Annotated in this window: 23 protein-coding genes; 1 reads left to right on the forward strand and 22 read right to left on the reverse strand. The window is 38.2% G+C overall.

Annotated elements, in window-relative coordinates; all coding sequences use genetic code 11:
- Positions 1–145 precede the first annotated feature (145 nt).
- From acear_RS07820 to folE, 10 genes are all read right to left on the reverse strand, one after another.
- A complete protein-coding gene (locus tag acear_RS07820; RefSeq protein WP_013278468.1) occupies positions 146–412 on the reverse strand; it encodes a ubiquitin-like small modifier protein 1 in 267 nt (88 codons plus the stop codon).
- A gap of 20 nt (positions 413–432) precedes the next feature.
- Positions 433–2,232 carry an aldehyde ferredoxin oxidoreductase family protein gene (locus tag acear_RS07825; protein WP_013278469.1) on the reverse strand — a complete coding sequence of 600 codons (1,800 nt, stop codon included), beginning with the start codon at positions 2,230–2,232 and terminating at the stop codon, positions 433–435.
- Positions 2,233–2,718, reverse strand: coding sequence for a 4Fe-4S dicluster domain-containing protein (locus acear_RS07830; protein WP_013278470.1), 486 nt, complete (start codon positions 2,716–2,718; stop codon positions 2,233–2,235). It lies immediately after the preceding gene.
- Between the two features lie 170 nt (positions 2,719–2,888).
- Entirely contained in the window at positions 2,889–4,370 is a 1,482-nt protein-coding gene (locus acear_RS07835; protein ID WP_013278471.1) for an AAA family ATPase, read from the reverse strand.
- Positions 4,363–4,914: a hypothetical protein gene (locus acear_RS07840; RefSeq protein WP_013278472.1), complete on the reverse strand. Its 552-nt coding sequence runs from the start codon at positions 4,912–4,914 to the stop codon at positions 4,363–4,365. The genes acear_RS07835 and acear_RS07840 overlap by 8 nt, the downstream gene beginning before the upstream one ends.
- 511 nt (positions 4,915–5,425) lie before the next feature.
- Positions 5,426–5,869: a phosphatidylglycerophosphatase A family protein gene (locus acear_RS07845; protein ID WP_013278473.1), complete on the reverse strand. Its 444-nt coding sequence runs from the start codon at positions 5,867–5,869 to the stop codon at positions 5,426–5,428.
- A complete protein-coding gene (gene pgsA / locus acear_RS07850; protein ID WP_013278474.1) occupies positions 5,847–6,413 on the reverse strand; it encodes a CDP-diacylglycerol--glycerol-3-phosphate 3-phosphatidyltransferase in 567 nt (188 codons plus the stop codon). The genes acear_RS07845 and pgsA overlap by 23 nt, the downstream gene beginning before the upstream one ends.
- Entirely contained in the window at positions 6,410–7,738 is a 1,329-nt protein-coding gene (gene rimO, locus acear_RS07855; RefSeq protein ID WP_013278475.1) for a 30S ribosomal protein S12 methylthiotransferase RimO, read from the reverse strand. Before rimO ends, pgsA begins: the two co-directional genes overlap by 4 nt.
- 134 nt (positions 7,739–7,872) lie before the next feature.
- Complete coding sequence (locus tag acear_RS07860; RefSeq protein WP_013278476.1) at positions 7,873–8,982, reverse strand: DUF362 domain-containing protein; 1,110 nt, start codon at positions 8,980–8,982, stop codon at positions 7,873–7,875.
- 36 nt (positions 8,983–9,018) lie between these two features.
- A complete protein-coding gene (folE, locus tag acear_RS07865; protein WP_013278477.1) occupies positions 9,019–9,579 on the reverse strand; it encodes a GTP cyclohydrolase I FolE in 561 nt (186 codons plus the stop codon).
- Positions 9,580–9,818: 239 nt separating this feature from the next.
- Here folE and acear_RS07870 point away from each other — a divergent pair, with 239 nt between their 5' ends.
- Complete coding sequence (locus acear_RS07870; protein ID WP_013278478.1) at positions 9,819–10,454, forward strand: DUF3786 domain-containing protein; 636 nt, start codon at positions 9,819–9,821, stop codon at positions 10,452–10,454.
- Positions 10,455–10,488: 34 nt separating this feature from the next.
- Here the strand turns inward: acear_RS07870 and acear_RS07875 are convergent, their stop codons facing one another.
- The 12 genes from acear_RS07875 to acear_RS07930 form a co-directional block, all read right to left on the reverse strand.
- Positions 10,489–11,136: a hypothetical protein gene (locus acear_RS07875; protein ID WP_013278479.1), complete on the reverse strand. Its 648-nt coding sequence runs from the start codon at positions 11,134–11,136 to the stop codon at positions 10,489–10,491.
- A gap of 143 nt (positions 11,137–11,279) precedes the next feature.
- Entirely contained in the window at positions 11,280–11,504 is a 225-nt protein-coding gene (locus acear_RS07880; protein WP_041667326.1) for a WYL domain-containing protein, read from the reverse strand.
- Between the two features lie 53 nt (positions 11,505–11,557).
- A complete protein-coding gene (locus acear_RS07885; protein ID WP_013278480.1) occupies positions 11,558–11,851 on the reverse strand; it encodes a DUF2103 domain-containing protein in 294 nt (97 codons plus the stop codon).
- 135 nt (positions 11,852–11,986) lie between these two features.
- Positions 11,987–13,360 (reverse strand): argininosuccinate lyase, encoded by a 1,374-nt coding sequence (gene argH / locus acear_RS07890; protein WP_041667660.1) that lies wholly within the window; start codon positions 13,358–13,360, stop codon positions 11,987–11,989.
- A complete protein-coding gene (locus acear_RS07895; protein WP_013278482.1) occupies positions 13,338–13,859 on the reverse strand; it encodes a GNAT family N-acetyltransferase in 522 nt (173 codons plus the stop codon). Before acear_RS07895 ends, argH begins: the two co-directional genes overlap by 23 nt.
- A 31-nt stretch (positions 13,860–13,890) precedes the next feature.
- On the reverse strand, positions 13,891–15,099 hold the full coding sequence (locus tag acear_RS07900) for an argininosuccinate synthase (RefSeq protein WP_013278483.1): 1,209 nt from the start codon (positions 15,097–15,099) through the stop codon (positions 13,891–13,893).
- Between the two features lie 64 nt (positions 15,100–15,163).
- A complete protein-coding gene (argF, locus tag acear_RS07905) occupies positions 15,164–16,105 on the reverse strand; it encodes an ornithine carbamoyltransferase (RefSeq protein WP_013278484.1) in 942 nt (313 codons plus the stop codon).
- 909 nt (positions 16,106–17,014) lie between these two features.
- Positions 17,015–20,218, reverse strand: coding sequence for a carbamoyl-phosphate synthase large subunit (gene carB / locus acear_RS07910; RefSeq protein WP_013278485.1), 3,204 nt, complete (start codon positions 20,216–20,218; stop codon positions 17,015–17,017).
- A gap of 11 nt (positions 20,219–20,229) precedes the next feature.
- Positions 20,230–21,309: a glutamine-hydrolyzing carbamoyl-phosphate synthase small subunit gene (gene carA / locus acear_RS07915; RefSeq protein WP_013278486.1), complete on the reverse strand. Its 1,080-nt coding sequence runs from the start codon at positions 21,307–21,309 to the stop codon at positions 20,230–20,232.
- 136 nt (positions 21,310–21,445) lie between these two features.
- Complete coding sequence (gene putP / locus acear_RS07920) at positions 21,446–22,927, reverse strand: sodium/proline symporter PutP (RefSeq protein ID WP_013278487.1); 1,482 nt, start codon at positions 22,925–22,927, stop codon at positions 21,446–21,448.
- Positions 22,928–23,025: 98 nt separating this feature from the next.
- On the reverse strand, positions 23,026–23,409 hold the full coding sequence (locus tag acear_RS07925; protein ID WP_013278488.1) for a DUF4363 family protein: 384 nt from the start codon (positions 23,407–23,409) through the stop codon (positions 23,026–23,028).
- Between the two features lie 21 nt (positions 23,410–23,430).
- The gene (locus acear_RS07930; RefSeq protein WP_013278489.1) at positions 23,431–24,105 is read right to left on the reverse strand and encodes a DUF421 domain-containing protein; all 675 of its coding nucleotides are present in this window, start codon (positions 24,103–24,105) and stop codon (positions 23,431–23,433) included.
- Between the last annotated feature and the right edge of the window lie 54 nt (positions 24,106–24,159).

Genomic DNA, 24,159 nt, shown 5'->3' on the forward strand with positions numbered 1-24,159 from the left:
TTACTTCCGCTGAGAGATGGTTAGACTATTGTTGGATGCTAAATATACTGTTTAAATAATTAAGGTAAAAAATTACATTACAAAGCTAAATTTTATAATAAAAATAGCGGTATATCCCAGTTGAGGATATACCGCTACTATTACACTATCCGCCAGCAACGCGCGGAAAGATAGTTACTACATCTTTAGTTTTTAGTTCAGTCTCTAAACCATCTAAATAAAGTATATTTCTACCATTAACTAGAATAGTCAAGCTCTCTCTAACTTCCTTATCATCCAGTAACTTATTCTCCATAGCTGAGCCGTATTCAGCAATTAGTTCATCTATAACTTGGTTTATATTAGACGCTTCTAAGCATACTTCCTTACAGTCTGTTATATCACGTAAAGTAGCCAACAGCTTAACCTTCATTACAATCCCCTTTTAACTATTTATAGGCCTAAAGCTTCTTTTTTCTCTTCTTTAATTTCACCTTCAGGCGTCCAGCCGCGTAGTTCATAATATTCTGCTAACATAGTATCCAGTTCGACTACTCTACCTTCTGCTGCTCCTTTAGGTGCAGGTTCCTCTAATAACCGCTTAGCCAGCTTATCCTCATCGGGACCTATACCGGCTTCTAAATTAAACTGACGTTCTAGATTCCAGATGCGCTCACCAGCTTCCATCATCTCTTCTTGAGTATACTCAGCACCAGTGACTGCTTCTAGTAGCTTATAGATATCTTCGCCGCCGAGAGCAAAAGTGGTAAAGAGACAGATACCACTGGAATCAACTACTGCTGTTAAGTCCTGAAAAGTCTTAGTCAGTTCTGCCTTTCCTTCTACAGTAAGCGGATCAACGGGTTCAGGAATTCCCAATACCTCTGGCGAAGTAAGGTATCCACGCACATGGCAGCCGCCGCGGTTAGAGGTAGCATACTCCAGTCCCATTCCCTGAGAACCACGCGGATCATAGGCAGGATACTCCTGTTTCTTGCTGGACATAGAATACTCCGGATGGCCGTAGCTATCGGCTACCCGCTTAGATCCTTCGGCTAGCTTAGCACCTATTCCTTCTTTCTTACCAGTCAGTTTCACTGCCTCTATCATAGCCTCAGCATTACCAAACTCCAAATCTAAATCTATCTCATCACTGTCGATAATACCTTCCTCATACATCTCCATAGCACAGGCAATAGTGGTTCCCATCGTGATAGTATCCAGTCCTAATTCGTTACAGATATAGTTGGCTTTAGTAATTGCCTCTAAATCATCAATGCCGCAGTCCGGTCCAAAAGCCCAGATTGTTTCATACTCCGGACCTTCGCCAAAGCCTTCATACTTATCACTGGAGAGGGCAGTAACTCTACCACAGCCGATCGGACAGCCAGCACAGGCCTTATTCTTAACCAACAATTCATCGGCTAACTTCTCCCCACTGACCTTCTCTGCTCTATCGAATACATTCTCTTGAAAGTTCTCTGCCGGTAGATTACCATGTTCATTGACGATATTTACTAATACTGGAGTTCCTAAAGCCGGCAGTCCTTCATTGGTTACTCCAGATTCTTCTATCTTAGTTAAGCAGTCTCTTAATACTTCTTTAAATTCATCTCTATCAGCAGGTTTAATTCCCTGGCTGCCGCGGACCATTACTGCTTTAATCTTCTTAGAGCCCATTACTGCTCCTACTCCAGAACGACCTGCAGCCCGTTCACGATCATTCATAATACAGGCAAACTTAACCTGCTGTTCACCGGCTGGACCGATAGCTGAAATCTTAAAACCGTCTCCATATTCTTCCCGCAGCTGATTATCAGTTTCTAGAGTCGTTAAGCCCCATAGATCTTCTGCCGGCTTAATCTCAACTTCGCCATCATCAATCAGAATATATACCGGTCTATCAGCTTCACCTTCAAAGATGACCACATCATAACCGGCATACTTAATTTCAGATGGAAAATAACCGCCTGAATTAGAAGCAGCAATTGTACCGGTTAATGGCGATTTAGTAACCACATTATAGCGGCTAGCCGAAACAGCAGCCGTTCCTGTAAGAGGACCAGTAGCAAAGATAAGTTTATTATCAGCACTTAAAGGATCTACTTCAGGGGCTACTTCATCACAGAATAGCTTAGTACCTAATCCACGGGCACCAATATAATCTTTAGCTAGCTCTTCATCCAACTCTTCTACTGTTGCTTCCTCTGTAGAAAGATCAATCCGTAAAATCTGTCCCATCCATCCTGCCATCTATATCGCCTCCTCAATTAAATTATTTAACCGTTTAGCTAACTTTTTTTTGCGGTCCAATAAGACTTCATCCGGACGTCCATACTCTAAAGCACCTGTTGGACAGAATTCTACACATTCCGGTTCACCACCACAGAGGTCACACTTACTGTTATGAGCTGAAGTTTCAGTCTCTGCAGTACTGATAATACCAATCGGACAGACCATCATGCACATGTTACAGCCAATACATTTATCATGATCAATCACTACTGCTCCTGTCTCTTCTATTTTATTAATGGCTCCAGTTGGACAGGCTTCCTGACAGCTTGGGTCTTCACAATGAAGACAGGTAATAGGAATTGTATCTATCTCTTCAGGAAAGTTAATCATTGTAATCCTAGCTAGACTGGGATTAAATTCGCTCTCATGTTCTAGAGAACACATTAGTTCACAAGTCCTACAGCCAATACACTTCTCTGGATTAATTAATAGAGTCTTTTTCACTATAATCCCTCCAATTTTAATTTTAGCCCTAATCAACTAAAAGATTCTATTATATACATTCTTGACCAGGATTGAATAACCTTCCGACAACGTTATGTCAATTAAAACATAAAATATTAGCCATAAAAAAAGAACAGATGTCATTTTTGACATCTGTTCTAAACAAGTTCTTATTTAATTTGTAACTTTTTTCGAAATTCCTCTCCAGTAATACTCTCTTCTTCCAGCAATCTTGCTACCACTTCCAAAATCAAATCTTGTTTACTACTTATCCATTGGTTTACCCGCTCTTCTTCAGCAGTAATAATCTTATTAATCTCCTCCTGAACCTTATTCGGAGCTAAATGATCCTTGCTAACTACTCCAAGGTCAGACATACCAGCAAAGATTATCTTTTTAGCTAATTCAGTTGCTTTTTCAAAGTCATTTGCTGCTCCTGTACTACGGTTACCCAGAATTATTTCCTCTGCAATAGCACCAGCTATACAGATAGCAATCTGTCCTTTTAGATAATTCAACGTCTGTAGGTAATGATCATCTTCAGGATTATGGCGTACATACCCTAAAGCCTTTCCACGCGAAGTTATATTAATTGTAGATACTGAACCAGGTTTAACAAACTCTGCTACTAAAGCATGGCCGGTTTCATGATAGGCTATCCGCTCTAATTCTTCCTGCCGCGGCCGCCGATTTAATTTCTCACCCATCATTACTTTATCAATTGCCTCTTTAAAATGGCTAGACTTGATCTCCTTTGAATTAGCACGCATAGCCATAATTGCCGCTTCATTGGCCAAACTTTCAAGATGGGCCCCGGAAAACCTGAATGTCTCCTTTGCTATTTGCTCTAAATCCACATCCTCAGCTAATGGTTTATCACGCGTATGGATTTCTAATATCTTATGTCTTCCATCTTTATCCGGCAGATCTACTTTAACAATTCGATCAAATCGCCCCGGACGTAAAATTGCTTTGTCCAGAATATCAATTCTATTTGTTGCACCAATAACTAAAATATTTATCTCATCATCTATCGACATTCCATCCAGCTCAACTAACAGCTGATTTAAAGTCTGATCATATTCTAAATGGCTTGAATTCTGTCCCCGTTTACCGCCTAAAATTTCAATCTCATCAATAAAGATCACAGCATTAGTCTTATTCTTTTTATGGGCTGAATCCTTTGCCTTCTCAAATAATTCCCTAACTCTTTTAGCCCCTACTCCGGCATACATCTCTACAAATTCACTACCAGAAGTTGAAATAAAGACTGAATCTATATGTCGAGCAACCGCTTTAGCCATCAAGGTCTTTCCCGTTCCCGGCGGTCCGCTGAGCATAATTCCCTTTAGCGGTCTAATCCCCAGACTTTTTACCTTATTTATATCACGGACGAATTCTAAAGCTTCAAGCAGCTCATTCTTAGCAGTTTCTTGTCCGCCAATATCTTCAAAAGTAACATCAGAAAAGCTTTCTTCAGCTCCCTGGTGGGTATTAAAGCTCTTTTTAGTACCTAATCCCTGATTTTTAAAAATATTAAAGAGAAAATATCCAATCCCTACTAAGATTAAAGCTGGAAATAAATTAATTCCGCGAAAAGCTAAAAAGATAACTACTGCTATACCAACTCCTAGACTTATCTCTTTAACCACTACTTCCACCTCCCTGCAAAGCACCTGCAGGATAACTTCGTTTAATCACTTTATAATATTCATCTCCACCAACACCTAATTTTAGATAAATATTACTTTCATCTACACTAACTTCTGCTGAATCTAATTTTAATCTATCCTTAAGTTCACCTAATTTATTACCTAAGTCAGTAAATCGACCAGTAATAATCGATTCATAAACTGATAGATGAATCTTCTGGTAAGCTGTCATTAATTTCTCATTATCTGAATTTTCTAACTTTATAATGTAATTACCTCTTCCTAGGGAACTGTTTAATAAAGAATCCAATTCTTGATATAGATTCTGTAGGTTTCCGACCTGATTTAAAGTTATGCTGACCTCTCTTGTTTCATTTAAATTATTTATCTCTATCTTCTCTACTTCTTTAATGGCTAAAAGTTCTTCTCTTAACAAGTCTTCTGTCCGATAATTCTGAATATAATAATTCCCTCCAAAGAAGATAACTAAAGAAATAATCAATCCAACCGCTACTAACTCCAGACGAACTCCCTTAAACTCCATTATTTTCCCCCTTCCACCTACAACTTGAACATTTACTAACTTATATCGACATAAGTATTATAACACAGCCGGCTCCAGGTAACAACTGTTAGAAAAATGTAAATAATGGAATAGAGGAGCGCATCTCCGCTTCTTTTCGCTCGTTCATGATATTGCAGGAATAGTCAATATATTATTGTGATTATCACCAATGAGAGTTGTTGTAAGCATATATTGACTATTCTGGGTTATTTCGGAGAGAAAAAAGTATCTGAAAAGGAAAAACTTTCTAGACTGAACAGAGCAGAAATTTCATTGAGTTGGTTTTAAACACGCCCTTCAGATAATTTTGCATAATTATTGTTGATATATTTCAAAAAGCAACTTAAAGCAGCCCCAAATACAAAGAGTATTAATATACAAAGTAGAAGTTTTAAGTTATAGCTCTAAGTATAATTTATTGCTAATTGATAAGGGCTGATTTTGGCAGCGTTTGAAATATATCAACTCCAAACTGCAACATTACATCAATTTAAAGAAAGTTAAGTACTAATCTCAACAATACATTAGCCATTAGTCCTGCCAAAATATCATCCAGCATAATTCCTATCCCGCCGTGAAACTGCTGTAAGTTTTTGATGGGAGGCGGCTTAAGTATATCAAAGATGCGGAAAAGAATAAAAGCTGGAATAAAGTTATCTACTCCTAAACCGAAGACCGCTATAAAAAAGCCGGCCCATTCATCAATCACTATCTGAGCAGCATCTTTAACACCATATAATTCTTCTGCCCACTGCGAAATTAGTGTTCCGGCTATCACAAAGAATAATATAAAAGCAAAATTTATCGTATATTTCTGTAGCCAGATAAAAGCAAACACTAAAGCTGCTATCGTACCAACAGTTCCTGGAGCTATAGGGCTTAAACCACTGTAGAATCCAGTAGCCAACAGCTTAATTATTCTTTTCTTCAGCATCGTTATTCCCCTTAACATTAGGCATAATCACTTTTCTACCTTTCCAGAGATAATCAAGCCCTGAAATGACAGTTAGCAACACAGCCAACCAGAGTAATACAAGGCTATACGGAAGATTAATGATGATAGCTATAATAGCAATAATCTGTAAAGTAGTCTTATACTTCCCCAGCTTACTGGCCGAAATCACTATTCCATCAGCAGCAGCTACTACCCGAAGACCGGTTATAGCAAATTCACGTCCGATAATAATAATTGCTGCCCAAGCACTAATCTCTCCCATATCTACTAAAGCTACTAAAGCAGCAGAAATCAATAATTTATCAGCTAAAGGATCAATAAACTTACCAAATCTAGTAACCAAATTCTCTTTGCGAGCAATATAGCCGTCCAGACCATCAGTTACAGCTGCCAGACTGAATACAGCCACAGCAAGATAACGGGTATAAACTGCAGATTCCCCCGCTGAATTGAATAATAAAAAGAACATAAAGATAGGTACTAATATGATCCGTAATAATGTTAATTTATTAGGCAGATTCATTCTACTCTCTCTCCTATCAAATCATATTCATAAGCATCTTTTATTCTAACCTTAATAAACTCTCCAGGTTCTGCCTTGACATCCTCAACATAGACTAAACCATCTATTTCTGGTGCATCCTGCTGAGTTCTACCAACAGCTAATTTCTGATCTTCATTCTGCTGTATCTCTTCTATCAAAACTTCAACTTCTCTGCCAATCCACTCTTGATTACGCTCTAAAGAAATTCTCTGCTGTAAATCCATAATCCGTTCATAACGTTCTTCTTTTATCTCTTCTGCTACTTGATCCGGCATCTCAGCAGCGGCAGTACCCTCCTCACGAGAGTAAGTAAAGACACCCAACCGATCAAACCTAGCCTGCTGAACAAAGTCCAACAGATTTTTAAACTCATCCTCTGTCTCTCCGGGGAATCCAACAATCAATGAAGTTCTGATACTTATTCCCGGAATTCTATCTCTCAATTTCCGAATTAAAGACAGAATATCCTCCTTGGTTCCCCGCCGCCGCATCTTACTTCTAATCTTATCATCAACATGCTGAATTGGCAAGTCTATATAATTACATATCCGTTCATGTTTGGCCATCACTTCAATTAATTCATCACTGAAATCATTTGGATAGGCATATAGCAATCGAAACCACTTAATTCCTTTCACTTTCATCAACTCAGTCAATAATTCCACTAACCTCGGCTCTCCATATAAATCACTACCATACTTAGTAATATCCTGGGCTATGATATTAACCTCTTTAACTCCTTGATCTGCTAATTCAACTGCTTCCGTAACAATATCCTCAATCTCTCTACTATGCAGTTTCCCTCTCAACTCAGGAATCACACAGTAACTACAACAGTTATTGCATCCCTCAGCTATCTTAAGATAAGCAGTATAATCCTGGCCTATTCTCTTTTGAGGCAGTCTATTATGATAATTAAATTCTGGATTACCAACTTCAGCTCTACTCTTTCCTGATAATGTCTCTTTAATTACTTCCACTATTTTATCAAAATTACCTGTACCTAAAATTCCATCTATCTCTGGAATCTCTGCTTCTAATTCTTCCAAGTGGCGCTGGGCTAGACAGCCGGTTACAATTAAAGATTTACAGTTATCTTTCTTATACTCAGCCAACTGTAGAATTGTATCGATAGATTCTTCTTTAGCATCCCCAATAAATCCACAGGTGTTTACAATTAATACCTCTGCCTGGCTGTAGTCATTAACCAATTTAAAACCTGCTTCATCAATAAGTCCTAACATAATCTCTGCATCTACTTGATTCTTAGCACAGCCTAAATTAACCAAACCAACAGCTACCATCAATTACACTCGCTCCCTTCTTAAATCTATTATAACATTTACTCAAAAAATTAAACAGCAATTTCACTTGCTGTTTAATGAATATTAGCATATACAATTATATATTATCTCAAGAATATTGTCCATATTTATCCTTAATCAATCTTAACTAAATCATACTCCCTGCTTCCTAATCCGATTCTTTCCGCATGAATCAACTGGGCTTTCCAGTCTAGATCAGGATCAACCCCCTTAAATTTATCCTCACCAGGTTCATGGTTACACTGCAGAGCACTATCTTCCTTTCCAGCCTGTTGATTAATTAAATCAACAGAAGCTTGGTCAATAGCAACCGGATCTTTAGAAGCCAAGATCCCGATATCATCAACTATATTCCGGTCATTCCAGCCTACACAGTCACAGAGAGGGGTCACATCCATAACAAAATTAATATATCCTACTTTATCTTCTTTACCTTTTACAGCTCCTAAAGTATATTCAGCTATTCTCTCCTGTATATCATCTGCAGAATCGTCAACAAACCGAGGGGTAATAGCATCCGTGGGACAGGTAACTATACATTCACCACAGCCAATGCATTTTTCTTCATCCAATCTGCTTACCTCATCAATTTCAAAAGCATCCTCTGGACACCAGTCACTACACTCTCCGCAGGTAATGCACTCCTCTTCTTCTACTTCTGGTGTAACTACTGCATGCATCTGCTGCTTTCCTGCTCTGCTGCCAAGTCCCATTCCTACATTCTTAATTGCTCCGCCAAAGCCTGTCAATTCATGCCCCTTAACGTGAGCAACACTCAACATACCATCAGCTTCACAGATTTCACTGCCGATCTTGACTTTATCAAAGTGTTTTTGATTAATCTCTACTTCATAAACATTTCTCCCCTGTAGACCATCAGCAATCACTATTGGAGCCTGAACAGTAGAATAACCAAATCCATTAGCAATAGCAGTATTTAAATGATCTACAGAATTTGCTCTAGTTCCAACATAAAGAGTATTAGCATCAGTTAAAAATGGCTTCCCTGCTGCTTTCTTAATTTCCTCTACTAATCTTCTAATATAGACCGGGCGAATAAAAGCAGTATTCCCTTCTTCACCAAAATGAAGTTTAATACCAAACAATTCCTCTTTATCAATCATTTCATCAAAACCAGCTTTATAAAACAGCTGTGATAATTTGTTAATTAAATTACTATCTTTATCTTCAGCTTTCATGTCTGCATAATACACTTCACTCATTACTAAATCCCCCTATCACTAACAGCCTGTACTTCTTTAATCTTTAATTAGCTTCAAAGCTTCCTCTCTAGCTGCCTGGTCATTCTGTAAAATTCCTCTAACAGCTGAAGTAGTAGTTAAAGAGCCAGGCTTTTTGATACCGCGCATAGTCATACACATATGCTCAGCCTCAACAACTACAATTACACCGCGAGCCTCCACATTTTTCATTATAAGGTCTGCTACCTGACTTGTCAATCTTTCCTGTAACTGTGGCCGTTTAGCAAAAGAATCAACTACTCTAGCCAACTTACTTAAGCCAGTGACTTTACCATTCTCAGGAATATAACCTACATGGGCTTTACCATAAAAGGGAAGTAAATGATGTTCACACATTGAATAGAAAGAAATATCCTTCACTAAAACTAACTCTTCATGAGCTTGATTAAAAAAAATCTGCAAATCATCTGCTGGATCTTTATGCAATCCGCTAAAAACTTCCTCATACATTCTTGCTACTCTATCAGGAGTTTCTAATAATCCCTCCCGGTCAGGATCTTCACCAATTGCATCTAAAATCATACCTACCGCTTCTCTAATCTGCTCTTTATCCACCATTGATTACCCTCCAACTTTCTTTATTAATAAATTTTCTTAATATTATATTTTTTCATCATTCTTTAAATAATCTTTGCTTTTTATTATAATTGGATATAATAAAAAAATCAATATCTATAATATTTTTTCCCTATATTAAACTTAAAATTAAATTTTTGCAAGGAATCTCGAAACTAATCATCAATTATATAAGTATAATACAAAAACAAAAATGAATAAATAAAAAAGGAGAGATTAAAATGAAAAAATATGAACAGAACAATTTTATCATTGCCCGTAAGAAGGCTAGGAAAAAGTTTAAGGAGATACCGCCTCAAGAATTAGCTGCTAATAGCGGAGCAGATTTCCAATCCGACAATAATCGTCTACGATTAAGATTCTTAGCTGATGATTACTTTATAGACTATCCTGAGGGAGAAATCTATCTTGCTGATAAACAGGATAAGGAGATAGACCTTAAAATTCAAATACTTATTTTATATTATCTTAATAAGGCCAGCGGTGCTCAGGTAAAAGATGAATTAATCTCCTATCGCGAAATTCCTCACGGCGGCAATCAATATTATGATATTTTTAAACGCCGAGCTATCGACCCTTTAGTAAATAAATTTGGTCACCAGCCAGAAAAATTAATTGAAGCTGGCAAAAAATTAAATGGAGAAACAGCTGATACTGGTGACTACAGCATTACCATTCCTGTGTTACCTAAAGTACCTATGACTCTTATTATCTGGGCTGGAGATGATGAACTTCCACCTTCAGGCAATATACTTTTAAACAAATCTATTCTAGGTTATTTATCAGCAAAAGATATATATGTAGCTGCTGGTATAACTGTTAAAGTCCTAACTAAAACAGCTGAAAACTTAGAATAAAACGATAAAATAAGTCCGTAAGCTGCTTGCGGACTTATGAATTTTTGTTCTTATATTCTAATTTTCTTTGTGGAGAATTAAGCAGCTGTTCCTTTCCTAATCCATTAAAGCTGCGCAGAGATTCAATCACTATCTCCACTTGTGGTAAGTTCAACACCTGAACTAAGGGGAAAGAAATATAATCATTCGGCTGAATAGTAACCGGAATTACTGTTTTTATTTCCTCATTCTCTACTAATGCTTCTTCCCAGGGATTAATAATTCTAACCTGATAGATCAATTGAATATGGGAAACCAATCTTCGACCTGAATTAAAAATATTAATATATAAATAAGTTTCATCTTCATTTACAGTTAAAGCATCATCTTCTAAATCACCTTTTATCAATTGCTCATTAGTTACAAATTCATCTACAATTTCTTCTTTAGGCTTCTGGATAAACATAAATTTTATATCTTCTTCGTATTCCTTTTTAAAGGATTCCCTCATAAAATCAAGAGTCTTTCTCCCCATTACAACATAACGCCAGGTAGCATAAGCTAAAATTAGACTTGTAAGCAAAGACAGAAAACCAGAATATTTATTTCCAAATTGCACAACTCTTAATAGAATAGCTTTAAGAGTACTGAATTCAACAATTCCTAGCCCCATCAATATTACTAATAAAATAATTATCTCCATTCTAATCTTCACCTCTTTAAAAACGGCTCTGCTTAATAATATTTACAGCCAAGACAGAGATTATACCAAGAATAAAAAGGAGCTTTCCTGGTCTTACTTAAGTTTTATAATATGGAGAAAAGTTGAAGGGGTTAAATTGAAGGTTAATCAGTCTGAATAGTATACTCTTCATCAGTAAGCTGAATACTTAGAATACTTTCTAAATTAAAAATCATCTTTTGGTCTCGTAGATGGCAGTAGCCGTATAATTTTTTATCAGTCATTTTATAAGGGTCCACCCGCCGATAGCGAATATCCTGTTGAGAATTCTTATAAACTATCTTCACTCTTTTATTTTTTCTAATAGCAAGCCTTAAATCTTGAAACATACTTCTGCCCCCCTATATTAAATAGTTTCCTACCGCTACTGCCTTCTAAAACACTACTTTACCAAGCCATTCTCTTTCATTAAACGCATAGTCTTATCAGGATAATCAGTAACTACAAATACTTCCTGAATCGAAGAACTAGTTTTAGCTAACACCTTTATTCCGGTTGGGGTATTATATTTTAATTGTAAATACGGCTGCATTCCGCTACCACCGCGCTGATTAATCCGCCCGGGAATGATGCTTTTAATACTCTTTAAAGCAGCTAAGTCCTCTAATAGAGGTAATACATCCTCAATTATAGTATGTTCTTGTTTAATCTTATTGATTCGATATTTACCGCTCATTTTCGTCACTCCTTCCTGCTTCTTATACTCTTTATTCTGGATAAAATAAAAAATTACCTGCTGAATCGAGCTTAAATTTTATAAAAAGAAAAAAGAAGGGCTGATAAAATTCATTTTATCAACCCTTCCCCTTCTTTATTGGCATTCTTTCTTTTCAGCTGTAATCGCCCGCTTAATCTCCTCTTTAGCCGGTCCGCCGACTGAATCTCTGGCATCTACAGCCGTTTCAATATCTATCTTCTGATAGATATCATCGCTGAATCTATCAGAAAAATTCTGCCATTCTTCTAATTCAAGTTCAGACAGTTTTTTATCCTCATTAATACAGTATAGAACTGTCTTACCTACTACTTCATGGGCCTCTCTAAAGGGAAGTCCCTGTTCTACTAAGTAATCGGCTACCTCAGTAGCATTAGTAAAGCCGTCCTCAGCAGTTGCTTCCAGCTTAATCTGATTAAAGCTTGTCTTGGCTAACATTCGAGCAAATAATTCTAATGCTCCCTTCAGAGTATCTACTGTATCAAATAACCCCTCTTTATCCTCCTGCATGTCCTTATTGTAAGCTAGAGGTAAACCTTTCATCACTGTCAGAAGCTGCATTAGATGGCCATAAATCCGGCCTGTCTTACCGCGGATTAATTCCGGTACATCGGGATTCTTCTTTTGAGGCATAATACTGCTTCCCGTACAGAAAGCATCATCAATATCAACAAAATCAAACTCCTGTGAGGTCCAGAGCACCAATTCTTCACTGAATCTACTTAGATGCATCATCAGAGTAGAACTAGCAGCTAGAAATTCAATTACAAAGTCCCGGTCACTTACTGTATCCAGACTATTCTGGCTTACTCCATCAAACCCAAGCTCATCAGCCACAAACTGCCGGTCAATATCAAAAGTAGTTCCGGCCAAAGCTCCTGCTCCTAACGGCAGTACATTAGTCCGCTTATAGACATCTTCTAAGCGGTCATAATCACGCTTTAATTTATAATAATAGGCCAACAGGTGATGAGCAACTCGTACCGGCTGTGCTCTCTGTAGATGCGTATAGCCAGGCATGATAATATCAATATTTTCTTCAGCTAACTCCAATAGTACCTGCTGTAATTTTTCGATTAAAGCCTGAATAGCTTCAATCTGATCTCTAAGATAAAGCCGCATATCTAAAGCAACCTGATCATTCCGACTACGGGCAGTATGCAGCTTACCGCCTACTGAACCGATCTTATCAATCAGGCGCTGTTCAATATTCATATGGATATCTTCCAGTCCAATCTCAAACTCAAAATCACCGGCTTCTATCTCTTCTAAAATTTCTTCCAAACCGGCAATAATCTGGTCTCGCTCCTCATAGGTTAAAATTCCACATTCTGCTAACATCTTAACATGGGCAATACTGCCCTGAATATCATATTTATATAGCCGCTGATCAAAGCCGATAGAAGAAGTATATTCCTCCACTAGCTGATCAGTCTCAGCTTCGAATCTACCACCCCATAGCTTCATAATCCTGCTCCTCCTTAATCTTTCCCGCATCAACCTGGTCTAATTCTTTCTGAATTACTGCCCGAGTATAATCAGGGTCATCTCTAATTTCAATAATCTCATAACCTAGTTTTTGATAAAACTCCATCAATTTTTTTGAACTGTAAGCCGAATAGAGAGTAATTCTTTCTCCCCCCTGGGCCTTAGCCCATCTTTCTACCTCTGCTACTAATCTCTGGCCGACACCTTGGTTCTGATACTCACCTATTACTCCCAATCTACTTAAGTAAAAGTCTTTTCCATTCGATGAATAGAACCGAACTGAGCCAACAGGCTTATCATTAAGGTAAGCAATTAAAATATTCTTCTCTTTAATATCTTCCTCAACATCCTCTATCGTCTCCGACAACGCTGGAGTCGTTGGGGAGCGAGAAGGAACATTATAATGTTGAAAAGCACGTTTTGTAAGCCTAAAAACCAAATTACTGTCTTCCATCTCTGCCTTCTTAACTTTAAATTTCATCTCTCTTCTCCTCCCCATTTAAATATATTTATTACTCCTTATGAATTGTACTATCAACCTTTAACGGCAGCCCAAAGAGTTCAATAAAGCCGACAGCTGCATCATGATTGAAGGTATCCGACTTTTCATAAGTAGCCAGATTCTCCTGATAGAGAGACTCATCGGATTCTCTGCCCACTACAGTAGCATTGCCTTTATACAGCTTCAATTTAATCGTACCGCTTACATATTTTTGTGTACTTTCAACAAAAGCATCCAAAGCATCCTTCAATGGTGAAAACCACTGTCCATAATAAGTCAATTCAGCATACTTTTCAGCAATTACTTTTTTATAGTGAGCCGTTTCTCTATCCAACACTAAATCCTCAAGATGTCTATGCGCAGTCAATAAGACAGTCGCTGCCGGTGCTTCATAAATCTCACGCGACTTAATACCGACTAATCTATTCTCTACCATATCAACCCGACCGACACCATGTTTACCTGCTATTCCATTTAACTTATCTACTAATTCTACCGGACCATACTCCGTACCATTTAAGGCTACAGGCTCTCCCTGCTCAAAAGTAACCTCTACATACTCCGGTTCATCCGGTGCTTCCTCTGGATCAGTTGTAATCTGATAAACATCGGCTGGCGGCTCTTCAGCTGGATCCTCTAAAACACCGCATTCGATGCTGATTCCCCAGAGATTCCGATCGATACTGTAAGGACTCTCTTTTGTAGCTCCTACTGAAATTCCTTCTTTATCAGCATAATCAATCTGTTCCTGTCTAGAGCCAAACTCCCATTCTCTTAGGGGAGCAACAATCTCAATTCCCGGTGCTAATGCTTGAAAGGAAACATCAAATCTTACCTGATCATTTCCCTTACCAGTACAGCCGTGAGCTACAGCATCTGCCCCTTCCTGTTTAGCAACTTCGATCATCTTTTTAGCAATTAATGGCCGAGAATAAGCAGTAGCCAGTGGATACTTGGCTTCATACTTTGCCCCTGCCTTCAGTCCTTTAAATGCATAATCAGTCAAAAATTCTTCCTTCAAATCCTCTACATATGCCTTGATAGCTCCTGTTTCTAAAGCCTTCTCCTTAACCGGCTCTAAATCTTCATTCTGTCCTACATCAGCAGCAAAGGCAACTACTTCAGCATCATACTTATCCTGCAGCCACTTAACTGCAACTGAAGTATCCAGTCCTCCTGAATAGGCTAATACAATTTTGTTGATGTTTTGTTTATCCATTATAATTCCTCCTTAATTAGTTTATCCTAATTTAGACGTCTTTTATACTTATACTCGCAAAAGATTATAAATCCTCTTTTTTAGCCTGATCAGCCATTAATTCTACCATAATTGCCTTTTGAACATGCATTCTATTCTCTGCTTCATCAAATACTACTGACTGTGGACCATCAATTACTCCAGCAGTAACCTCTTTACCGCGATAAGCCGGCAGACAGTGTAAAAAGACTGCCTTATTCTGAGCTGCATTCATAACTTCTTCATTAACCTGATAATCTTTAAAGGCTTTCATTCTCTCCTCTGCTTCATCCTCATCGCCCATACTGGCCCAGACATCGGTATAGACAGCATCAGCATTTTCAGCTGCCTGAAGAGGATCAGTAAGAATCTCAATCTGACTACCGCTCTCTTCAGCCTGTTTATCTGCTGTAGCTACTATATCTTCATCTGGTCTATAGGCGTTAGGTACAGCCAGCGAAATATCCATTCCTACTTTAGTAGCACCAATCAGTAGAGAATGAGACATATTATTGCCATCACCTATATAAGTTAGTTTCTTATCCTGCAGTGATCCCAGCTTTTCCTGAATAGTATATAAATCCGCTAATACCTGACAGGGGTGCAGTAAATCAGTTAAACCGTTGATCACCGGAATTGATCCTGCTGCTGCCAATTCCTCTACATCACTGTGATCATAGGTTCTAATCATAATACCGTTCACATATCTAGATAGCGTCTTGGCTGTATCACTGATCGTCTCTCCTCTACCCAATTGAATATCATCAGAACTTAAGAATAATCCATGGCCTCCTAACTGAAACATACCTGTTTCAAAGGAAACCCGCGTTCTAGTTGATGATTTCTGAAAGATCATCCCTAAAGTCTGTCCGGCCAAAACTGGATGATCAATTCCCTGCTTATTCTGCTCCTTTAATTTATTAGTTAAGCTAAAGATCTGCTTTATCTCTTCATCGGTTAAATCAGAAATTGTTAATAAATGATCCATAATTACTACTCACTCCTCATCTCTTTTTTATAATTATACATCTTTGAGAATAATTATTCAAGGTTTTTTATAAAAAAATTGGGATTTCTCTATTTTCGGGCACTTACACTATATTGATATATTGTGTCACTCTACAATGTTTCCGTATATACCCTTTATTTGTAATTTTCTATCATAATCGGTATAATCTCATTCATGATATTGCGGGAATAATCAATATGTATCCGCCGCTTGCCGTTCGTTCGACATCCTGTCTCACTCACTGTCAAAAACTGGCCCTCCATCGTCCGTGATTCCGGGCCAGTTTTAAGAGTCGCTCTGGACACATATTGACTATTGATAATAAAATATATTGCTGTGATTATCACCAATGAGAGTTATTGAAAGCATATATTGACTATTTATGGTATTACAGAACAGAAATTTCATTGGTTTGGGTTTTAACGCTTTCCCTCAGATAATTTTGCACAATTTAGTTGATATCTTGCAAAAAGCGACTTTAAAGCAGTCCCACAAGAGAGAATAGTTAACATATAAAGCGGAATCTTTAAATCATAATACTAAGATTTATTTACTGCTAAGTGACTAGGACTGATTTCTGGAGCGTTTGCAAGATATCAACTCTAAACTGCAACAATATATCAATTATATTCTTTTATAATCCCCTAGCTTCTGTTATAATACGGATAATAATCAATATACAGGAGTTGATAATATCAATAATCAAAAGAAGATAAAGAAGGAAATTAAAGAACTGGAAGAACAGATAGAAGAGTTAAAGGATAGAATGCCGGCCCATTCTGTTAATATTGAAATGATGGACAAGTTAGAAGAATTAGAAAATAAATTAGAAACTTTAAAGGATAAACTAAATTAAGTGCCAGCCATCTCGACTGACACTCAACAACTTTAAGCTAAGTATTCATCTAAAGAAAGAACCTGTAAGTTATTCAAATCCTGTTTCAATATCTTCAAGAAAGCCTTAACCGTACTCAACGAAGTTAAGCAGGTCAGGCCGTACTCTACAGCAGTTCGCCGCAGCTGAAAGCCGGTTCTGGCAGCTATCTTACCGCGTGTTGGCGTATTAACAACTAAATCAACCTGGTTCTCTTTAATTATATCAAAAACATCCTTTTTATCATTCTGCTTAGAAATAGATTCAATCTCGATTCCTGCTTCTGATATTCTCTGGGCTGTATTAAGTGTTCCTACTAGACTAAAGCCTAATTCAACAAACTCTTCTGCTACTTCGATAGCCTCTTCTTTATCCCGATCGGCTACTGATAATAAGACTTTACCTCCCTGCGGCAGATTAAAGCCTGTCGATAAAAGCGACTTATATAAGGCTTTAGAGAAAGTAGTATCAGTACCCATCACCTCACCGGTTGATTTCATCTCAGGACCTAAGAAGACATCCAGATCTGTTATCTTCTCAAAAGAGAAAACAGGCGACTTAACTGTAATCAAGTCTGACTCCGGTACTAAGCCATAATCATAGCCTAATTCCGGCAGTTTCTTCCCTAACATCGTCTTAGTAGCCAGCTTCACCATCGGTACTCCTGTTACCTTACTCAAAATTGGAATGGTTCGACTGGCCCGCGGATTAACCTCCAGCACATAAGGCTTACCTTCCTTATCAATCACAAATTGAATATTCACTAATCCATTCATCTCTAACCGCTTCACTATCTTGATTGTATCCTCTACTATTCTATCAATCTGCTGGTCTGTTAATGTCTGCGGCGGATAGACAGCCATACTGTCTCCGGAATGGACTCCGGCCTTTTCGATATGCTCCATAATGCCGGGGATCACTGCATTATTACCGTCAGCAATAGCATCTATCTCTACTTCTTTGCCCGGTATGTATCTATCAATTAGCACTGGATGATCCGGGGATACCTTGACTGCTAACTCCATATATTCTACTAATTCTTCTTCTTTATAAACAACTTGCATAGCTCTGCCGCCCAATACATAGGAAGGCCTTACCAACAAAGGATAGCCCAAATCATCAGCAATCGCTAATGCTTCCTCCCTTGAAGTTGCTGTCGTCCCTGCTGGGTAATCGATATTTAGCTCATCCAGCACCTGTGTAAACTTATCCCTATCTTCTGCTAAATCCATACTCTTAACCGGAGTTCCCAACACTTCCACGCCTCTTTCAGCCAGCAGCTGGGCTAAATTAACCGAAGTCTGACCGCCAAACTGTAGGATAACACCATCGGGATCTTCCCGGTCAATAATATTCAATACATGTTCAACAGTTATCGGTTCAAAGAATAACTTATCAGAAGTATCATAATCAGTGCTTACTGTTTCCGGATTATTATTAATAATTAACGACTCCATACCTTCTTCCGAAAGTGCCTTAACTGAATGGACACTGCAGTAATCAAACTCAATACCCTGACCGATTCTTATCGGCCCGGAGCCAACTACTAATACGCTGTCCTTCTCAGAATCGAATGTTTCATCCTCCCGTTCGTAGGTAGAATAATAATAAGGAGTTGCCGCTTCAAATTCTGCTGCACAGGTATCCACCATCTTAAAGACTGCTTTAACTCCAAGTTCTTTTCGTTTAGCTGCTACCTCTTCTTCTGGAGCCTGAAGCAGTTTAGCTAAATAAGCATCGGAAAAACCATTCCGCTTCAGTTCTTCAAGTCTATCAGCCTCTAAATCATCTAAACTACTTTCCTTTAATTCATCTGCCTGTTCCACTAAGTAAGCTAACTTAAAGACAAAGAACTTATCTATACCTGTCAGTTCAACTATCTCCATCAGATCAAAACCGCGCTGCAGGGCTTCGATAATAACAAATAACCGCTCATCTGTCGGCATCTCCAGTTTTGTTATCAATTCTTTCCTTGATAATTGGCTGAAGTCAGCAGCAATCAGATCAAGATCACTGTCCAGCGATTCAATAGCCTTCATGATTGATTCTTCGAAGTTTCTGCCGATCGACATTACTTCTCCTGTCGCCTTCATCTGGGTTGATAAATCCCTATCAGCCGAACTGAACTTATCAAACGGCCACCGCGGAATCTTGGAGACGACATAATCTAAAGCTGGTTCAAAACAGGCAGTAGTCTCCTGAGTAATGGAATTCTCTATTTCATCCAGCCGCAGTCCGGTTGCAATCTTGGCTGCTACTCGGGCAATAGGATAGCCGGTTGCTTTCGAGGCTAAGGCACTCGAGCGGCTGACCCGTGGATTAACCTCAATAACATAATAATCCAGACTATCAGGATGAAGAGCAAATTGAACATTACAACCGCCTTCAATTCCTAATTCCTTAATTATCTCCAAAGAGGCAGATCTAAGCATCTGATACTCCAGATCTGCTAACGTCTGACTGGGAGCCACTACGATACTATCACCGGTATGGATACCAACCGGATCAATATTCTCCATATTACAGATAACAATACAGTTATCAGCTCCATCTCTTAAAACTTCATATTCAATTTCCTTCCAGCCGGCAATACTCTTTTCGATTAAGACCTGGCTTATGGGACTATTATTCAGTCCTCGACTGACAATATCCTCTAATTCCTGGCTATTGTCAGCAATTCCACCGCCGGCTCCCCCCATAGTATAAGCCGGTCGAATGATAACCGGAAAACCAATTTCAGCAACAAACTCTTTGGCTTCCGCTAAAGTATCAATAATTTGACTCTCTGCTACCGGCTGTCCGATCTCTTCCATAGTAGCTCTAAATCTATCTCTATCTTCTGCCCGCTGAATGGAATCCAGGGAAGTACCTAATAGTTCAATTCCGGTCTCTTCTAAGATACCAGCTTCAGCCAATTCTACAGCCAAATTCAATCCTGTCTGACCGCCCAATGTAGGCAGAATTCCATCTGGCTCTTCTTTTTTAATCACTTCCTCAACAAAATCTATCGTTATCGGCTCCACATAAACCTGATCGGCAATATCAGTATCCGTCATAATCGTAGCTGGATTGCTGTTGACCAATACAACTTCAATTCCTTCTTCTTTCAAGGCTTTACAGGCCTGAGTCCCTGAATAATCAAACTCAGCTGCTTGCCCGATCACAATTGGTCCTGAACCGATTACTAATACCTTCTCTACTCCTTCTTGCTTTGGCATTTACATCCCTCCTAGGCTGCTGAATCTACTATTAACTCAATAAATTTATTGAATAGAAAGTCTGAATCATGTGGGCCTGGTGCTGCTTCCGGATGATACTGGACTGAAAAGATCGGCAGTTTAGTATGCTTCATTCCTTCGACGGTATCATCATTTAAATTCTTATGGGTTACTATCATCTCTTCCGGCAGTGACTCTTCCTTGACGGCATAACCGTGATTCTGGGAGGTAATATATACCTGCCCAGTGCTTAAGTTCTTAACCGGATGATTGGCCCCCCGGTGACCAAACTTCAACTTATAAGTATCGGCTCCTAGCGCCAGGGCTAGAATCTGATGTCCAAAGCAGATTCCAAATAGCGGTAGTTTACCGACTAGTTTCTCCACCTCTGCTATCACCTCAGGATTATCCTTCGGATCTCCTGGTCCATTAGAAATAAAGAGACCGTCAGGATTTAGCTCCAGAATCTCCTCAGCAGTAGTATCAGCCGGCAGAACAGTTAAATCAGCATTACACTGCTTAAAGGAATCTAACATATTCTCCTTAACTCCCAAATCTAAGACAGCAATATGGTATTTGGATTGAAAATCAGCCTGAAGAAAATATGACTCCCCAACAGTTACTTCCTGGACTAATTCAGAGCTTAGACTACTCTCTTTAGCCTTCTGGACTAGACTGTTCGGATTTAAATCTTCTGTCGAAATTACTGCCTGCATCATTCCCTGGTTTCTGATATGCTTAGTCAAAGCCCGGGTATCTATATTCTGAATTCCAATTACATTATTCTCTTTAAGAAACTCCTCATCTGTCTTCTGGCAGCGCCAGTTACTGGGATAATTACAGCTTTCTCTAACTACAAATCCGCTTACCTGAGGCTCATCCGACTCATTATCTTCATCATTAATACCGTAATTTCCGATTAATGGATAGGTCATAGTTACAATCTGACCGCGGTAAGAGGGATCAGTCATTACCTCCTGATATCCGGTCATACTAGTATTAAAGACTAACTCCCCTGTTACTTCACCTGCTGCTCCAAAGGATTCTCCTTCAAAATAAGTCCCATCCTCTAAAGCTAAAATTGCTTTCATTATTCACCCTCCTAAATTTATATAAGCTTAATACTATTCTTTTTATAATTATACATAAGAATGAATAAAAATTCAAGGGAGATATAGAAAAAGAGCTGAAGAATATCCTCCAGCTCTTTTAAGCAGTATTCACTCTTTAAGCATTATTCATTTCTTCCGCAACTTCATTAAATTCAGTTAAGATGCCAGCACTTTCCTCACCTGCAACTAAGTTAACAATTGAAATGGTTAAAACATTAACAATAAATCCGGGAACTATCTCATATAAGGAATTACCGAAGAATACTGCTCCCAGGTCAAACTCTTTCCAGACAATTAAAACAATAGTTCCCATAATCATTCCCGCCAGAGCCGACTTCCAGCTTGTATTCTTAGAAAAAAGAGCAAATAAAACAATCGGACCAAAAGCTGCTCCAAATCCACCCCAGGCATAGGCCACTAAACCCAATACTGTATTATTAGGATTTAAAGCTAAAAAGAGGGCTATAAGTGAAGTCACTAACACTGAGCCTCTACCAACATATATCAGTTCCTGTTCAGAAGTATCTTTTTTAATCTTTTTATAGAAATCTTCAGTTATAGTAGAGGATAAAACCAACAGCTGTGAATCAATAGTAGACATAATAGCTGCTAAAATAGCTGCCAGTAATATTCCACTAACCCAAGGATTGAATAATTTATCAATCATATAGATAAAGACCTTCTCCTGATCTCCTCCGGATAGATTTTCAAACATCGGAATTGAAATTAAGCCGATGATAACTGCTCCCCCTAAAGAAACAAAGACCCAGATAACAGCTATCCGCATAGCTTTAGGAATCTTTTTTACTGAGTCAATTCCCATAAATCTAGCCAAGATATGGGGCTGTCCAAAGTACCCTAAGCCCCAGGCTACCGCTGAAATAATACCCATCATAGATATGCTGCTATCAGCAGGTAATAGACTTAAAGAAGCTCCTTTAGCCAAGGCTGCCGTCTTAACTCCTTCAAATCCGCCCACAACATTATAAGCTAAAATAGGTACAATTATTATTGTCGAAACCATCAATAATCCCTGAACTAAATCAGTCCAGCAGACAGCTGAAAAGCCTCCCAAAAAAGTATAAAGCATAATCACAAAAGTACCAATCAATACTGCCGCAGCATACTGAATATTAAATATCGATTCAAACAGCTTCCCTGCTGCCACAAGTCCAGAAGAAGCATAGATTGTAAAGAATAATAATGTGATCAGAGCCGATATAATCCGCAGCAAACCGGTTGGATCCTTAAATCTCTCTTCAAAGAATGAAGCTAAAGTTATAGCATCTGTCTTCTGAGTATAAACTCTGAGCCTACTGGAGACAAACTTCCAATTTAGATAAGTACCAACAAAGAGCCCGATAGCAATCCAGGCCTGTTCTACTCCGCCCAGATAGACAGCACCAGGCAGTCCCATAAGCAGCCAGCCACTCATGTCGCTGGCCTGAGCTGATAAGGCCGTCACCCAGCTACCGAGACCTCTGCCGCCTAATAAGTAATCTTCAACATCAACTGTTCGCCTATAAAAATAGATCCCAATTGACATCATAAAGATAAAGTAAACTATAAAAGCTAATAATGTCTGAATCTGAATCATATTCTCCCCTTCCTCCTTAACAAAATATTACTTTTAGAATAACATAACCTGTAATATTATTCAACTTCTTTTGTAATTATTATTAAGAGAGGAATAATTTAAAATATATTCTTAAAATTGATCTTTTGAGTATTGGGTACATTCTGGACCAATCTCCTGCTAACTGCTATTTCAAGTAAAGCTTCTGTTTTCTCCTCTTCATTTACTGCTTTCTTGATTTTGATCAAAGAATTCTCCAGCCCATCTACCCGGCTGTGGTCTACTAAAGGAGTCCATAAGTTTTGGGTCTTTTCCCATCTATCCTGTAGGGCTTCATTAGTTGTTTTTGCTGTCTGCCAATCTTCATTCTGTATCTCAGTTTCCAATTTATTCAGTTTATCCAAGATTGGTTCAGCCGAATTGACTACTTCTCTGTAACCATAAACAGATAATCCTAATAATAAAATTAAAAAGATAGTTATCCCGATTACTAGCTTATTCATATTTAACCCCTCTCTAGGTAATTAAGAATCATATAATTGATAGAATATATTGCCTGAAGAATCAATATTAGCAAATAAAACATCTGATAAATCATTAATTCCAAAATTGGATAATTCATTCTTTAACCAGTCTTTTGATAAGCCAACCTCATCTAGATTCGGCTGGTATACTTTTCCATCAACTATTAAGGAATAAGCAACACCTTCATAATCAGTCTCTATTTCCAGATCCTCGGGAGTAACCGGCCTATTTTGTGATTTAGGAATTACACTTACCTGACCATTAGTTTCAATAAAAGCAAATTCTATTTCAGCTAGATTATGATATCCTTTTACTCTCAATTCCTCTAATAATTCATGAATACTAATTCGATTCTTTCTCAATTCCTCTTCATTTAATTGTCCATTCTCAATTAATATATCCGGGCTGCCACAGACTATCTCTCTAGCCTTAAAACTTTTAGTATTAATTACAGAAATATAAATCTGTAAAATTAAGATTAATGAAATAGGCAATAAACTATTAATCAATGGAACATCTGTATTCTGCATCGGCATTGCTGCTAACTCTGAAACCATAATTGTAACTGCTAAATCAAAAGGCTGCAGCTCTCCAATCTGTCTTTTACCCATCAACCGCAGAACTACCAACACAGCTAAATATAGAATAACTGTTCTGATAATTACAATTAACATATTAACCATCCTCTTCAATTATAGTTTCAACTATAGTATTGACAAAAGGATAAA

Origin of the sequence: Acetohalobium arabaticum DSM 5501 (assembly GCF_000144695.1) — a bacterium.
Lineage (GTDB): Bacteria > Bacillota > Halanaerobiia > Halobacteroidales > Acetohalobiaceae > Acetohalobium > Acetohalobium arabaticum.